This is a genomic window from Chryseobacterium sp. MYb7 (genome assembly GCF_002979455.1).
GTDB lineage: Bacteria > Bacteroidota > Bacteroidia > Flavobacteriales > Weeksellaceae > Chryseobacterium.
Map to the genome: position 1 here is coordinate 1 of NZ_PCOU01000005.1, position 15,961 is coordinate 15,961.

General features: G+C 35.6%; 13 protein-coding genes. 10 read left to right on the top strand and 3 right to left on the bottom strand.

Annotated features, from left to right (window positions below; genetic code table 11):
* Positions 1–95: 95 nt before the first annotated feature.
* The 3 genes from CQ046_RS05655 to CQ046_RS05665 form a co-directional block, all read right to left on the bottom strand.
* Positions 96–3,056 (bottom strand): reprolysin-like metallopeptidase, encoded by a 2,961-nt coding sequence (locus tag CQ046_RS05655; RefSeq protein ID WP_105701320.1) that lies wholly within the window; start codon positions 3,054–3,056, stop codon positions 96–98.
* Between the two features lie 265 nt (positions 3,057–3,321).
* The gene (gene tatC, locus CQ046_RS05660; protein WP_105701321.1) at positions 3,322–4,149 is read right to left on the bottom strand and encodes a twin-arginine translocase subunit TatC; all 828 of its coding nucleotides are present in this window, start codon (positions 4,147–4,149) and stop codon (positions 3,322–3,324) included.
* 128 nt (positions 4,150–4,277) lie between these two features.
* A complete protein-coding gene (locus CQ046_RS05665) occupies positions 4,278–5,237 on the bottom strand; it encodes an SIS domain-containing protein (RefSeq protein WP_105701322.1) in 960 nt (319 codons plus the stop codon).
* A gap of 158 nt (positions 5,238–5,395) precedes the next feature.
* On the opposite strand from CQ046_RS05665, the gene recQ reads away from it, so the two are divergent.
* The 10 genes from recQ (at position 5,396) to CQ046_RS05715 (ending at position 15,960) form a co-directional block, all read left to right on the top strand.
* Positions 5,396–7,600 carry a DNA helicase RecQ gene (recQ, locus tag CQ046_RS05670; protein ID WP_105701323.1) on the top strand — a complete coding sequence of 735 codons (2,205 nt, stop codon included), beginning with the start codon at positions 5,396–5,398 and terminating at the stop codon, positions 7,598–7,600.
* A gap of 1 nt (position 7,601) precedes the next feature.
* Entirely contained in the window at positions 7,602–8,153 is a 552-nt protein-coding gene (locus CQ046_RS05675) for a hypothetical protein (protein WP_105701324.1), read from the top strand.
* Between the two features lie 10 nt (positions 8,154–8,163).
* Positions 8,164–9,246 carry a glycosyltransferase gene (locus CQ046_RS05680; RefSeq protein ID WP_105701498.1) on the top strand — a complete coding sequence of 361 codons (1,083 nt, stop codon included), beginning with the start codon at positions 8,164–8,166 and terminating at the stop codon, positions 9,244–9,246.
* A 78-nt stretch (positions 9,247–9,324) separates the two neighbouring features.
* Entirely contained in the window at positions 9,325–9,669 is a 345-nt protein-coding gene (locus CQ046_RS05685; RefSeq protein ID WP_105701325.1) for a hypothetical protein, read from the top strand.
* A gap of 32 nt (positions 9,670–9,701) precedes the next feature.
* Positions 9,702–10,088, top strand: a complete 387-nt coding sequence (locus CQ046_RS05690; protein WP_105701326.1) for a cupin domain-containing protein — start codon at positions 9,702–9,704, stop codon at positions 10,086–10,088.
* Between the two features lie 130 nt (positions 10,089–10,218).
* Positions 10,219–11,622: a dihydrolipoyl dehydrogenase gene (gene lpdA / locus CQ046_RS05695; RefSeq protein ID WP_105701327.1), complete on the top strand. Its 1,404-nt coding sequence runs from the start codon at positions 10,219–10,221 to the stop codon at positions 11,620–11,622.
* 104 nt (positions 11,623–11,726) lie between these two features.
* A complete protein-coding gene (locus CQ046_RS05700) occupies positions 11,727–12,599 on the top strand; it encodes a DUF4476 domain-containing protein (RefSeq protein ID WP_105701328.1) in 873 nt (290 codons plus the stop codon).
* 239 nt (positions 12,600–12,838) lie between these two features.
* A complete protein-coding gene (locus tag CQ046_RS05705) occupies positions 12,839–13,663 on the top strand; it encodes a S1 RNA-binding domain-containing protein (protein ID WP_105701329.1) in 825 nt (274 codons plus the stop codon).
* Between the two features lie 261 nt (positions 13,664–13,924).
* Positions 13,925–14,518, top strand: coding sequence for a TetR/AcrR family transcriptional regulator (locus CQ046_RS05710; RefSeq protein ID WP_105701330.1), 594 nt, complete (start codon positions 13,925–13,927; stop codon positions 14,516–14,518).
* 89 nt (positions 14,519–14,607) lie between these two features.
* Positions 14,608–15,960 (top strand): TolC family protein, encoded by a 1,353-nt coding sequence (locus CQ046_RS05715; protein WP_105701331.1) that lies wholly within the window; start codon positions 14,608–14,610, stop codon positions 15,958–15,960.
* Position 15,961 lies beyond the last annotated feature (1 nt).

The window sequence follows — 15,961 nt, forward strand, 5'->3', positions numbered from 1 at the left end:
TTCAAACTGGAAAAAACTGCAAAAGAAAAACGAATAAATACAAAAAAAATCCGCCTCACTGGTTGTGAGACGGACTCGTAAATATGGGTTGGTTTTTATTTTTTGATGAATTTCAGGTTGGTAGTGGTACCCTTATCGTCAATTGAAATAATATAAGCTCCTGTAATCAGTTTTGATACAGCAATTTTATTGTCTGTAATCTGACCATTCATTACAATTTGTCCTGCAGCATTAGTAATCGTATACTGAGCCTTGGATGAAACTTTAAGAACGTTCAGTACATCAGTTGCCGGGTTAGGGAAAATCTGGACTGTATTATTGTCTTTTGTTACATCTTTTGTGCTTAGAGCATCTTGTACAAGGACAGGGTAGTCTTCAGTTTCCCCATATTCAGGGCTGGTACAGGCATCCACAGGCTGAGTGTTGTAAGCCAGCATCACTCTCATAATGATATTTCCTCCGGTATATGCGTCATTAGGAACAGAGAATGTTCCCGAAACTGGAGTTAATTTATTAGGTACACTCGTATAGATCTTTTCAGAGCTTGAGAATACTCCGTCTTTATTGAAATCGATCCATGCAGTTACTCCTTCATTGTATTTGGTGCCTGACCATTGTTTCGCTATACTGATGGTGTTGCCTGAAGAACCTTTTTTAAGAGTAATCAGTTTAGTAGCATCGGTGGTGTAATTAGTATAAGCTGATCCGACACTGTTATTCGAAACGGCAGCCATTCCAGTGGGAGTCACCGTAACATTGGATATAAATTCATCCGAAGGATCTGAAGAAACGGCGCATACACTAAATGAAAGTGTTGTGAAATTAGTAGATGCGGAATAGGTTCCTGTTGTAGATTCACATACATTGGCTATCTGTACTTCATACTGTGTAGCTTCTTCTAATCCTGTAAAAGAATAAGAATTTGTAGTAACCGGAATAGTGGTCCATGCAGCACTTCCTGTTTTTCTGTATTGTAAAGAATAGGTAGCTCCTTGTAAACCAGGCCAGCTTACTGTTGCGGAAGATTTTGTTATCCCTGAAACAGCAACTCCTGTTGGTGCTGCTGAAGAGCAGGCAGAAGCAGCTGAAACAGTTGCATTTCCAATAGCATAAAATACATTATCAATCGCACTTACTCTGATCTTTACATTGGCACCTGCAGCAAGCGTCGAAAATGAATAAGGTTCTACACCATCATTAGGCGTTGATGCTGAAATAATGGTCCATGTATTTCCATTATCTGTTGTATAATCTATTTTAACATTTGCTACATTATAAATTGTATTATTTGTATTGGCTACGTCCCAGGTAATGGCTCCGGAGGTGTTATTATATACTGTGGAAGAAGTAAGTTTAAATGGTCCGTCATTTCCTACATTTATTTTAACTAAACTGCTCTGAGTCTGCTGTTGGGCAACATCAGGATTGTTATCTCTTACCGTGACTTTAAAGTTCATTTCCCTGCTTACATTAGATACTGTTTCCCAATCCTGAGCATTGGTAAGATTTCCATTAAGAACACTGGATAATTTTGGGAAATAACGTGTTGGAGAAGCTGTAGGCATTAATGACCTGAAGTTTGCTCCATTAGTACGATTGGCATCTACATTATTAAATTTAGTAGTTGCAATATCATATTGTTCCCAGGTATAGGTCATAGGATCATTTTGAGCATCTGCAGCGCTGGCGGTCAGCACAAAAGCTGTTCCTTTGGGAATTGTTTTCGTAGGAATGGGCTGTATCACTGGTGGAGTATTGGCAACCGGAGTGGTAATCGCACAGTTTTGAGAGTTTACGTACTGTTGTATTTGTTCAATATTGAGTACGTGGAAATAAGCATCGGAATTCATTTGAACATTGGCTGCTGTAATTCCGGCATACCCCATAATAGTAGATCCTGATCCGGGTTCTATTGGTCGGTCAGTTTGTGGATGAATCACAGACATTGTATGGCGTCCTCCAAACTGATGTCCAAGCTCATGAGCTACATAATCAATATCAAAAGTATCACCAAAAGGTTGATCATTTACACTTGGAGAAGTGATTCCCGCTCCTTTTGAAGTATCATCATTATTATTGGCAGGGTTTCTACATACGTTTCCGATGTCACCGGCTGATCCGCCACCGCCTCTATGTCCGAAAAAATGGCCCACATCATAAGTGCCATTCCCTACACCGGCAGTGTTGGTTAAAGTTTGCTGAACTTGCAGATTCCATGCATCAGGTGCCTCATAAGAACCGTTAGCATTTTGAATAACATCCGAATAGGGATCCGTTGCAGGATCCGTAAAAATCAGTTGTGGTAAATCCTGTACAATCAAATGAATACCCAAATCCTTTTCATATACACCGTTTACTCTGTTTATAGTGGCATTAATACGGGCTGCTGCTCCCGGAACACCTCCTGCTAATTGGGTGTATTCACCATTTACAGAAACTGCTAATCTATAAGTTCTGTATTTTTGATCAGTACTTTTTTTTTGACTTCCTGCTTTTTCCAAAGCGCTCTTTGAGTTGAGCAGCTTTTTCATTTGTTTTTTTGATTGCTCGGATTCCGTTACTTTACATTCAAACGGACTGCCGTCTGATACTTTGTTGGATTTAAAAAAGACTCCAAATACATCTTTTTCTTTGTTGATGGGCTCTATAAATTCATATAGACCTGTTTTGGTATCAAAAAGCATCGATTGGAAATCATTGGGTGCTGTACTGAATCTAACCTGTTTGCTTGGATTATCCAAACCTACCCCAGAATAAGCACCTAATTGGTATCTCTCAGCCATTGATTTTTCAACAACAGGCGAGCTGTACACAGAGAATCTTTCAACTCTTCCGTCAGTAGTAGGTAATGAGACTACTATCGGACTGCCTTTTCCGGCTTCCGGAGCGTTCTTTAAAAGCTCTCTGAGTGAATTAAGATCAAACCTGTAAGCGTAAATAACATTTACTTCTTTCCTGGTTGGAGTAATCTTTTGGGAGATGGGTTCCCAACGCTGTGCATGTAAACTCGTTAGTCCAATTGCTAAAGCAAAGACGAAAATAATTTTCTTTTTCATAAAATTAATATATTGATTTGATTGGTTTTGTGAATTTTGTGTAAATCTAATCAATTATATGTGAATAATTAATTAAAAGTATTTATTTATTGATTTTGATTTAGTTTTAAAATTAATAACTTTAATTAGTCTTAATTGTGAAAAATTTTTAACCAATTATTCTATTTTAAGAAAAAATAAATTGGTGTAATAGGTGTGATGCAATAAAAAAGAGCTGATTTTCACAATGGAAAACCAGCTCTTTTTATATCGTTGATTAATTAAATTATTTCTGTACTGCCGGAAGATTTCCGTTACTTTTCTGTGCTTTTTTATAGGTATAACTACACATCATAATACTGAATTCATAAAGAACAAGCAATGGTAATGCAGCCATTATCATACTCAAAACGTCGGCGGGAGTAATAATTGCAGCTACTACCATAATCAAAACAATAGCATGACGACGGTAGGTCTTCATAAATGTAGGAGTAAGAATTCCTATGCTGGTGAGGAAATAGATAAGGATAGGGAAAAGGAAAATAACTCCCATACCCAAAACAACCTGTAAAAATAAGGTGGTATAATCACTTAAGTCATAAAGCGGAACGATAATGTCTGAAATTTTAAAGATAACCCCAAAATTAACCGCAAACGGAAGGATTAAAAAATAACCACACAATACCCCGGTCATGAAAAGCATCCATACCGCATTGATAATATAAATAGAATTCTTTCTTTCCTTTGGGTGTAAAGCAGGACCAATGAAACGCCATAATTCCCATACAATATAAGGAAATGCAGCTACCATTCCTCCAAAAATAGAAACAGCCATCATCACATTGAACTGCTGATACAATCTCTGTACCCGAACAGGGAACTCTTTTGGAAGATGGATACTATCTTCCCCTAAAATCATTCTTGAAAAATGATTAACAATTCTGAAGGTAGGGAAATCATTTCTGGTGGGCCCAAAAAAGATATGGTCCATAATCCAGTTGATATTAAAGCCCACTACAAAAGCCGCAATTATGATAGCAATAATCGAACGGATCAGGTGCCCTCTTAATTCTCCTATATGCCCAAGAAAGGACATGTCTTTACCATCACTCACAGAATAATATTTTTACAGCGCAAATTTATAAAAAAAATGACAGAAGTAAGAGTTTGCAGGGGATTAGTTAAATTTTACTTTTAATCTGCAAATTGTCTTCTTAATCTCCAACCTCTGGATCTCTATCTCTAATTAATTCCTTCGTCCAGTAGTTTATGTAGATCTATGATTCCGAAATACTTTCCGTTTTCTGTTACTACAAGCTGTCCGATATTATTTTCTTTCAGAATTTTCATAGCTTCTTTGGCTAATGAATCCTTCTCAATTGTTCTTGGACGGGCAGACATAATATCTTTAGCCGATACTTTACTGATATCTTCTCCTTTCATAAGCATTCTTCTCAAATCACCATCTGTGATAACACCAATAATCTGATCTGCATTCGTTACCACTGTAATTCCGTGGCTTGAACCACTGATCGAGATAATCACATCTCTTATGGATGCATCTTCTTTAACCTGTGGTTTTTGTGAAGAAAGAAACTGCTCCACTTTAGAAGTCAGATTTTTTCCTAAGCTTCCTCCAGGGTGAAATTTGGCGAAATCATTCGCCTTAAAATCATTCAGTTCCATCAAAGCCACTGCTAAGGCATCTCCCAATGCCATCTGGATAGTAGTAGAGCTGGTGGGAGCCAATTTATTCGGGCACGCTTCAACGTCTACATGGGTATCTAAAATAACTTCAGAAAACTCAGCCAGTTTACTGGTCTTATTTCCTGTCATTCCTATCAAAGCGGATGAATAATCTTTCAAATAAGGAACAAGATTGGCAATTTCAGGTGAATTTCCGGAATTGGAAATGCATAAAACAACATCCTGTTTCTGAATCACCCCAAGATCTCCATGAATAGCTTCTGAAGCATGAAGGAATTGCGAAGGGGTACCCGTTGAGTTTAAGGTCGCCACAATTTTATTTCCTACGTGAGCAGATTTTCCAATTCCTACCACGATGAGCTTTCCTTTTGCCGAATTAATGATCTCTACTGCCTGTGCAAATTGGTCATCAAGTCTGTTTTTTAATTTTTCGAGTTCAGAAATTTCTATTTCTAAAGTGCTTTTTGCAATTGATATAATGTTGGTTCTATCCATTTTATGATAATAAGGTATACAAAAAAGTTCTTAAAAAACGTTATATTTTAAAAAGAATTTTTAATATAAATTTTATTTTTTATAAATTCGTTCGCTTTTATTTTAAGCAGAATTTTTATAACTTTGGGTGAGTTGCAAATTTAGCAATAGAAAATTAGATGAGTGCAAAAAAAGCCAATTTATCAGGCGAATTAAAAAAGTATTTTGGGTTTTCTACTTTTAAGGGCCAGCAGGAACAAATTATAGACAACCTATTGAATGGGAAAGATATATTTGTTTTAATGCCTACAGGTGGTGGAAAATCATTATGTTATCAGCTTCCGGCACTTATTTCGGAAGGTACGGCAATAGTCGTTTCACCCCTAATAGCGTTGATGAAAAATCAGGTAGATGCGGTGAACGGTCTTTCATCTGAGGATGGAGTAGCACACGTATTGAATTCATCATTAAACAAAACGCAGACCAAACAGGTTTTTGATGATATCAAAAGCGGGAAAACCAAACTTCTGTATGTAGCTCCTGAATCATTAATTAAAGATGATTATCTGGAGTTTTTGAAAGATGTGAAAATTTCTTTCTTTGCTATTGATGAGGCGCACTGTATTTCAGAATGGGGACATGATTTCAGACCGGAATACAGGAATCTGAAACAGATTATAGACAAAATCGCCAGTGTACCGGTGATTGCTTTGACGGCTACTGCTACTCCTAAGGTTCAGGATGATATCCAGAAAACTTTAGGAATGACGAATGCATTGGTATTCAAAGAAAGTTTTAACCGTCCTAATCTATACTATGAAGTATGTCCTAAAATCAATGTAGATAAGGAAATCGTTAAATTCATCAATCAGCATAAAGGAAAATCAGGAATTGTATATTGCCTGAGCCGAAGAAAAGTTGAAGAATTTGCCCAGCTTCTGCAGGTCAACGGAATCAATGCACTTCCTTATCATGCCGGTCTTGATCAGAAAGTGAGAGTGGCCAACCAGGATAAATTCCTGATGGAAGAAGTAGATGTGATTGTGGCAACCATTGCCTTCGGGATGGGAATTGATAAACCCGATGTACGTTTTGTCATCCATTACGACTTTCCAAAATCACTGGAAAGTTATTATCAGGAAACGGGAAGAGCAGGAAGAGATGGGGGCGAAGGCCATTGTCTTGCATTCTACGATCCGAAAGATATTGAAAAACTGGAAAAATTCCTGGCACAGAAACCCGTTTCAGAAAGAGAAATCGGACTGCAGCTTTTAAATGAAGTGGTAGGCTATGCTGAAACTTCAATGAGCAGAAGACAATATATTCTTTATTATTTTGGTGAAAGTTTCGATCCGATAAACGGTGACGGGGCGAAAATGTGTGACAATTCTTCTAATCCGCCAAAATTAAAGGATGCTACGGCAGACATGGAAAAGTCGCTGGAACTGATCAGTGATACAGGAGAAAAATTCAAGTCCAAAGATCTGATCTCTGTCATTGTAGGAAAAGAAAATGCAGTGACAAAATCTTACAAACTTGAACAAAGCTCTTATTTTGGCTTTGGAAAAGAAGAAAAAGATAATTACTGGAAAACAATTCTGAGACAGGCAACCGTTCAGAACTTTTTACAAAAAGATATTGAAACTTACGGTGTTTTAAAGATTACGGAAAAAGGAAGAAATGTCCTGAATGGTAAATCCAAAGAAGTATTTTTAATTGCTGAAGACAGAGAATTTGATCTTACTCAGGCAAAAGCAGAGAGTGATCAGGTACAGCAGCAGGCTGGCGGAGGTCTGGATCAGAAGCTTTTTACCTTGCTAAAAGAATTGAGAAAGAAAGTAGCCAAAAAACATGGAATCCCACCTTATACAGTGTTTATGGATCCAAGTTTGGAGGATATGACAGTTCAATATCCGATCACAGTAGATGAAATTACCAAAATCTATGGAGTAGGCGAAGGAAAAGCCAAAAAATACGGTAAAGAATTTGCAGACTACATCAAAACATACGTAGAAGATAATAATATCGAACGTACTCAGGATATGGTATTGAAACAGGTGGCCAATAAATCGAGCCATAAAGTTTTTATCATCCAGAGCACTGATAAAAAGATTGATCTTGAAGATATCGCAAGAGCTAAAAATCTTTCTATGGATGAACTTCTGAAAGAAATGGAAAGGATTGTATATCAGGGAACAAAGCTGAATATCGACTACTATATTGAAGATAATTTTGACGAAGACATCGTAGACGGATTTATGGAATTCATGAACGAGTCTGAAAGCGACAGTATGAAAGTATTGCTGGATGAATTCGGGGATGAACTGTCTGATGAAGAAGTAAGAATGCTGAGGATTAAATTTATCAGTGACGTAGCAAATTAATATGATTTTAAACAATAACGAAATAATTTTAAAAGAAATTCTTCCAGGGAAGAGTTTCTTTTTTAATATGACAGAAAAGCTGAGAACAGCTTTTTCTATATTTTATTTAGCAATTGGAGTATTTTTTATTTTGAGCTTAAGCTCCAGTTTTGGGCTTTTTTCAATAATAGGAATCGGTATTTTTTGTAATGCTTTGTATATTACTTTTTTCAGATGGATTTTAAAATATCGGAGACTGAAAAAAAATTATTATGTAATTACAAATCAAAGAATAGCTATTGTTGAAAAGGCAAATGGAAAGATTTTAAAATACAAAGAATTAAATGAAATAGATCAGGTGAATGCTGAAATGAATTCAAAACATTTTGGCAACATCATCTTTGGAGAGCCAGAAAGTATGTTTGGTAAAGATGATGAGAATTTCTCTTTTTTTAGAAGAAGAGGAGTCAATTTTGCTGAAGATAAATATGCATTTATAAGCGTGGAAAATATTAACGAAATCATCCCTTTATTTAACGATTTGGGCTTGAATGTTAATAAAACTTTTTACTAACTTTACACTGATGAAAAAAATATCTGTCATATTTATTCTGCCGGACCTAGAGACCGGAGGAGCAGAAAGGATTGTTACTACTATAGCGAACCATCTTTCCAGAGATCGGTTTGAGCCCAAGATTTTGCTGTTACGTAAACAAGGCGGATACCTGGATTTTCTGAAAAAAGATGTCGAAATCATCGATATCAATACCGAAAGAATAAGACATTCATTACGACCTATTTTAGGAGAAATCTACAGAAGAAAACCGGATATTGTTTTCTCAGGTTTCGGAGAGGTAAATGCTTATTTATCCCTATTCATAAAACTTTTTCCAAGAACAAAATTCATCGCAAGGGAAACTAATGTGGTTACCGAACATGTAACCCGAAAAGAAATTAAATTTTTCTATAATTTTTACAATAACTATCAGAGAATCATTGCCCAAAGTGATGATATGATGAAAGATCTTGTCGATAATTTTAATATTAAAAAGAAAAAAATTGTCAAGATCAACAACCCTGTAGACTTTGATTTTATTGAAGATAAAATGGCTGTATCTTTAAAACCTGAATGCTTTAAATACAATTATAAAAATGTAGTGGCTATTGGTAATTTGTCTTCCAGAAAAGGATTTGATAACCTTTTGAAAGTTTTTTCACGACTGAAGAACGAAAATATCATTCTTCATATTCTGGGAGACGGGAAAGATAAAGACCTCTTACTTCAGACAAAAGAGCTTTTAGGATTAAAAAAAGTTATCTTTCATGGTAGACAGGAGAATCCTTATCAATACCTGAAATATGCTGATTTATTCGTGCTTTCTTCAAGATACGAAGGATTTCCCAATGTACTTTTAGAAGCAGGTGCCTGCGGAACGTATTCTCTGGCGAACAACTGTCCCGGAGGAATCAATGAAATCATCCAGCATAATGTAAACGGTGAAATCGCCAATATTGAAAACTATGATGGTTTCGCCCAGCAGATTGTGAAAGTACTGCAGAGCAATTATAACAGAGATGCCATAAAAAACTCTATTAAATCAAGGTTTTCGAAGAATATTATTTTGGATAAATATGAAAAGGTTTTACTGGATTTGATACAACCTTGATGACTCCATTTGCTTTATGGGTTGTTAATTTCTTACTTTTGGAGTTATAAATTTTATCTGAAAACCAATTTTTCATTCATGAATAAGATCCAAAAATTAGGATGTGCCTGTGAGAAGCCCAATTCAAATTATACAGAATACAGAAGTTCGGCATTAGGAACTGATCATACCGACGGGAGATACGGAGAAGTAACGATTCAACAGTGCAAGTTATGCCAGAGAATATGGATTCATTATTTTGTGGAATATGAAAGCTTTTCCAAATCAGGAAGATGGTACAAAGGAATTGTTTCTAAAAAAGACCGCCCCAATATAACCCCGGAAAATGCAGTGGAATATTTGGAAAGTCTTGAATGGTATGTATATGGAGGTTCTTTTTTTGAAAGTACAGGCGAATTCGGACAAGGAAAACTGAATGTATAATATGTATGTTGATTTAAATAAATATCAAATTTATGAAATCATTTATCATTGCTGTTCTGATGCTGAATGCTGTTGGAATGATGGCTCAGCAGAAGGCAATCTCCAGAAAAGAATTGTTAAAAACTGCTCTTGATCAAAAAGTTAAATCCACAGAAATTCAGGAAATAACAATGGCTGCAGGACAAAGTGCACCAGAACATCTGCATCCATGCCCCGTTTTGGGAATAATCAATTCCGGTGAAGCTGTTTTTCAAATAGAAGGACAAGAGAAAGTGGTTCTTCATGAAGGTGATGCTTTTTACGAACCTAAAAATGTAAAAATCCTTCATTTTGATAATGCATCAGCCGAAAAACCTCTTGTCTTTACTGCAATTTACCTGAAGAAGGGGAATGAGGAAAATATAAAGTTCATAAAATAACATTTTTCATAAAACTAAAGCATATAATTATCATTTTTAAAATTGATAAAACTCACTTTGGTGCTTGGTAATTTATATGTAAATTTGTGAGAATTAAGATAGATAATAATAAACAAATTCATACAATAACATGAGTCAATTCGATGTTACCGTAATAGGTTCTGGTCCCGGTGGTTATGTTGCTGCTATCCGTGCAGCACAATTAGGTTTCAAAACAGCAATTATTGAAAAATATTCAACTTTAGGCGGAACTTGTCTTAACGTTGGATGTATTCCGTCAAAAGCGCTTCTTGACAGCTCTGAACATTTCGAAAATGCAAAACACAATTTTGCAGGTCACGGAATCATCATCAATGAGCCACAAGCAGATATCGCAAGAATGATCGAGCGTAAAAACGAAGTGATCAAACAAAATACAGACGGAATCAGCTACCTGATGAACAAAAACCAGATTACTGTTTTTGAAGGGGTAGGAAGCTTCGAATCTGCTACTCAGATTAAAGTTACTAAAAACGACGGTTCTTCTGAAACCATCGAATCTAAATATACAATCATTGCAACTGGTTCTAAACCATCTGCATTACCTTTCATCTCTTTAGACAAAGAAAGAGTGATTACCTCTACGGAAGCTTTAAACCTTAAAGAAATCCCTAAGCATTTAGTAGTAATCGGAGGTGGAGTTATCGGTCTTGAATTAGGTTCTGTATACCTAAGATTAGGCGCTCAGGTAACTGTTGTTGAATTTATGGATAAAATCATTCCTGGAATGGATGGAGCTTTAAGCAAAGAATTGACTAAAGTTCTTAAAAAACAAGGAATGAAGTTTATGCTTTCTACTGCGGTTTCTGCTGTTGAAAGAAACGGAGATACTGTAAAGATCACAGCTAAAGATAAAAAAGGAGAAGAAGTAGTAGTAGAAGGAGATTACTGTTTAGTTTCTGTAGGTAGAAAACCTTATACAGATGGTCTTGGTCTTGAAAAAGCTGGTGTAGAGCTTGACGAAAGAGGAAGAGTGAAAGTAAACGATCACCTTCAGACTAATGTTGCTAATATCTATGCGATCGGTGACGTTATCAAAGGTGCGATGTTGGCTCACAAAGCTGAAGAAGAAGGAGTATTTGTTGCTGAAACATTAGCTGGACAAAAACCTCACATCAACTATAACCTTATCCCGGGAGTTGTTTATACATGGCCGGAAGTTGCTGGAGTTGGTAAAACTGAAGAGCAGTTAAAAGAAGAAGGGGTAGCTTACAAAGTAGGATCTTTCCCAATGAGAGCTTTAGGTAGAAGCCGTGCAAGTGGTGATATCGATGGTCTTGTTAAGATTATTGCAGACGAAAAAACAGATGAAGTTTTAGGAATGCATATCATTGGAGCAAGAGCTGCTGACCTTATTGCTGAAGGAGTAATTGCTATGGAATTCCGCGCAAGTGCTGAAGATATTGCAAGAAGTTCTCATGCTCACCCAACATATGCAGAAGCTATCAAAGAAGCTGCATTAGATGCTACAGCAAAAAGACCTATTCATATGTAATATTTGATTAAAAAAATTAATCATTTAAATATAAAAAGGAGAAATCAATTTGGTTTCTCCTTTTTTTGGCATAAAAATGGAGATGGTTTCTGAAAATTTCATATATGAAAAAGATTTTTATAAGTTGGATGCTTTTGGCAGGAATCAGCGCATTTGCGCAGGAGGCAGGGAAGGCAGGAGAATTATTGAAAAATGAAGCTTCAGCCACAGAAATGAAAGCTTCTAAAAGCCCGGATGAAGGAAATAAAAGTTTTGATCAGTCGAGATTAGGAAATACTACCATTCCTCAAAGAAATGAAAATGGATTTGGGAATAGAATAAAAAATCCAAACTATCAATGGGACAGAAACTACGGTTATGCAGAAGTTTTTCTGAGAATTCCTGAACAGGGCTTTTTTACCGTTGAAGTGGGTGATCAGATGATGGCAAACGGTTCCGGAAAATACAGGTTCTTTGATCTTTCCTCAGGAAGAATGCCCATTTCAATCTACGAGAATGGTTTTCTGATCTACAGAACAACTTTGAGGCTTCACAATAACAGTAGAATGGTACTTGATTTCTTCACCAATGAAGGTTTGTATCTTCTGGATTCTTATCCTCTTCAAAATCAGTATGGATTTAATGACTGGAATGATATCTGGAACAACCCTTACGGAAATCAATCCGGAGGCGGATATAATAATGGAAATGCAATGGATACTCAATCTTTCCGCCACTTTTTTGATACGATGATGCAAAATGAAAGGTTTGATGATGGGAAAATCACCATGATTAATCAACAGATGCGTGTTTCAATGTTTACTGCTGCACAAATAAGAGATTTGGTGAAATCAATTAGCTTTGATAATAATAAGTTGGCATTAGCTAAATCTATATATCGTAACTGCGCAGACAAAGAACATTACTTTCTGGTGACTGATGCCTTTGATTTCGAAAGCAGCAAACGTGAACTCATGGAGTATATTTCGAAATTATAAATTATAATAGTTTTGCAATTATTTTAAATTTTGAGGAGTTATATATTCAATAGGAACGGGCTTTAGCCCGTTTATTTTTTTATTATAAATCCACTGGCTTCAGCCAAAACTGATCTTTTTAAAACTAAATATTTTTTATGGCTTTGCAACTTTTATAAAGTCTTCAAAAGAATTATAATCGTATTGACTAGGTTGGCATCTTCAAATTTCCGTACCTTTGTCAGCTAATTTTATCATCAATGCAACTCGGAAAAACTCAAACTTTAACAATTTCAGAAAAAATTAATTCAGGATGGATCCTCGTAGATGAATCCGGTGAGAAAGCTTTTCTGCCTAAAATATTTATGCAGGACGAAAAAGAAATAGGAGAGGAAGTTGATGTTTTTGTCTATCAGGATGATGATAAATTAAAAGCAACTACTGAAATTCCCTTGGCTGAAGTAGGAGAGTTTGCAGTAATGAGCTGTGTACAAAGCCTTCCAAGTGGAGCTTTTATGGATTGGGGAATCATTAAAGATTTATTTATCCCTTACAAACAGCAGAAAACTAAAATTATTGAAGGAAAAAGATATCTGGTCTATATTTATGTGGATGAAGATATGGGATTGATTACAGGAACTACAAAGTTTAAGAGAAATCCTCAGTATACTGATCTTCCGTTTCAAAAAGGTGACAAAGTAGATTTGCTCATGATGAACGAAAGTGAACTGGGCTGGAATGTGATCATCAACAAGCAATATATAGGATTAATCTATGTTTCTGATGTTTTCAAAAAACTATATCCGTTATCAGAAGAAAAAGGATACATCAAAGCAATCCGTGAGGATGGAAAAATAGATATTTCTTTACAGCCGGAAGGTTTTGAAAATATTGATGAGTTCAAGAAGAAGATTCTGGACAAATTGGAAGAAAACTATGGTCTTCTGTATGTATCAGATAAATCTTCTCCTGAAGAGATCAAGGATGAGCTGGGAATGAGCAAGAAGAACTTTAAAAAAGCAGTCGGAGGACTTTATAAAGATAAGATTATTGATATTTTAGAAGATAAAATAAAATTATTATAAAATAAAAAACGAGCAGAAATTTCTGCTCGTTTTTTTTTGTTACTCTCTGTTCTTCTTCGAAGTATCCCACTTAAATCTTATGCCACAAAAACTCTCTAATAACTCTTTTAGAGAAGATAATTCCCTGTTTTAAATATTTCCTAGTCTAAATTTCAATTCAAAACATGATGGATGTCATGACAATTATGTTTAATTTTTTTGTTTAACAATTTTGTCAAAAATAAATTTTACTATAAATTTGCACAAATTTGTTTAACAAAAATGTCAAATCAAGCAAAAAAAGACCAAACACAGGAATTGATCAAGGAGACAGCGAAAAATTTGTTCTTTGTGAAAGGAAAATTTGATGCTACTACGCAGGAGATTGCAGATGAAGCTGGAGTGAATAGAACCCTTATTAATTATTATTTCCGTTCAAGAGATAAGCTTATCCAGATCATCTTTGATGAAGCGCAAAGAGTAGAACAGGAAAAATCGAACATCATTCAGAATTCTGATCTGCCTTTTAAAGAAAAGATCAGCAAATTCATAGAAAGCAGCCTTTCTACAAGCCTTCAGTATCCGTATCTGGAAACGTATATCGTATCACAGATCAATAAGGGAACCTGCCATCAAAGAGAAATTGAAGAAAATATCCTGAACGAAATGTACAAGGATATCGAAAAAGAAATGGAATTGGGAAATATTGAGAAAATGGCACCTGTTCAGTTCATTCTGAATATGGTTTCGCTATTGGTGTTCCCAAGTGCCATAAGACCTTTATTTATGGAGAATTTATTAATTAATGATGAAGAATATGATCAGATTATTTCCGAACGAAAAGAGATTATTATCAACATGTTGTTCAAAAACTAAAAAAAACTAAAGTATTTCTACCAATGATTCGTCATTTAGAAATAAATAATGACTGAAAATTAAATAAAAAATAAACGAAGTATAAAATTATGAATAGAAAACGTATAACTGCTACAAAGCTAAAAATTGGGATAGCTTCAGCATTTATGATTTTCGGCTCTACATTGATGTCTGCCCAGCAGCAGGTTTCCCTGCAGGAAGCAATAAAACAGGCACTTCAAAATAAAGCAGAAGCTAAAAAAGCTGCTTTACAGATCAAAAAAGCCGAATATAAGATTGATGAAGCCAGAGCCGGTGCCCTTCCGCAGATCACTGCTACAGCCGGACTTACATACAATCCAATTATTCAGGAATCTTTGCTGGAATTTGGAGGAGAGAAAATCAGAGCTCAGTTTGGACAACCTTGGGGTTCAACAGCTTCTGTACAACTTCAGCAGGCGATTTTTGATCAAAGAGTATTTACAGGACTTAAAGCTGCAAAATCAACAAGAGAGTTTTATGTCCTGAATGCTGAATTAACCAATGAACAGATTATTGAAAATGTAGCAACAGCTTATTATCAGGTGTTTGTACAGGAGGAAAATCTTAAAACGGTTACTGCCAGCTATGCCAACACTGAAAAAGTAAGAAATGTTATTAAAAGTTTGGTTGATAACGGTTTGGCAAAATCAATCGATTTAGACAGAACAAATGTTCAGCTTACAAATATTGGTTCCAATAAACAGACTTTAATCAACTCTGTTGAACTTTCAAAAAATGCTTTGAAGTTTTATATGGGAATCCCGATTTCTACAGACATCGAACTTGAAGAAAAAGCGATTGAACCAAAACCTGAACTGATTGCGAGCAACGTAAATCTTAATAATCGTACAGAGATTAAAGTTTTAAATAAAAACAGGGAACTTTTGATGTTCAATAAAAAAGCAACCGAAGCTTATCTTTATCCATCAGTAAATCTTACTGCGAACTACGGATGGGGAGCAAACGGAGCAAAATTCCCGTTGACAAATGGTCTTAGTAACGGCGTTCTTTGGAGTGATTATTCAGCAATTGGTTTGAATGTAAATATTCCTATTTTCACAGGAGGTGCTACAAAAGCGAAGATTAATCAGGCAGAAATTGATATTCAGGATATAGATCAGGATATTCAGAAGACTCAGCTGAGCTTAGATCTTGATTATAAAAATGCAGTCACCAATATGGAAAATGCATTAATCAATATCGAAAGCATGAAAGATAATGTTGGATTGGCAGAAAGAGTTCAGAAAAATACTCAGTCCAACTATCAGTATGGGTTAGCAACACTTACAGAAGTTCTGGATTCTGAAAATGCTTTGACACAGGCAAAACAGAACTATTCTAATGCATTGCTGGATTACAAACAGGCAGAGATCAAGCTGATAAAAGCTAAGGGTGAACTAAACACACTACAAAACTTATAAT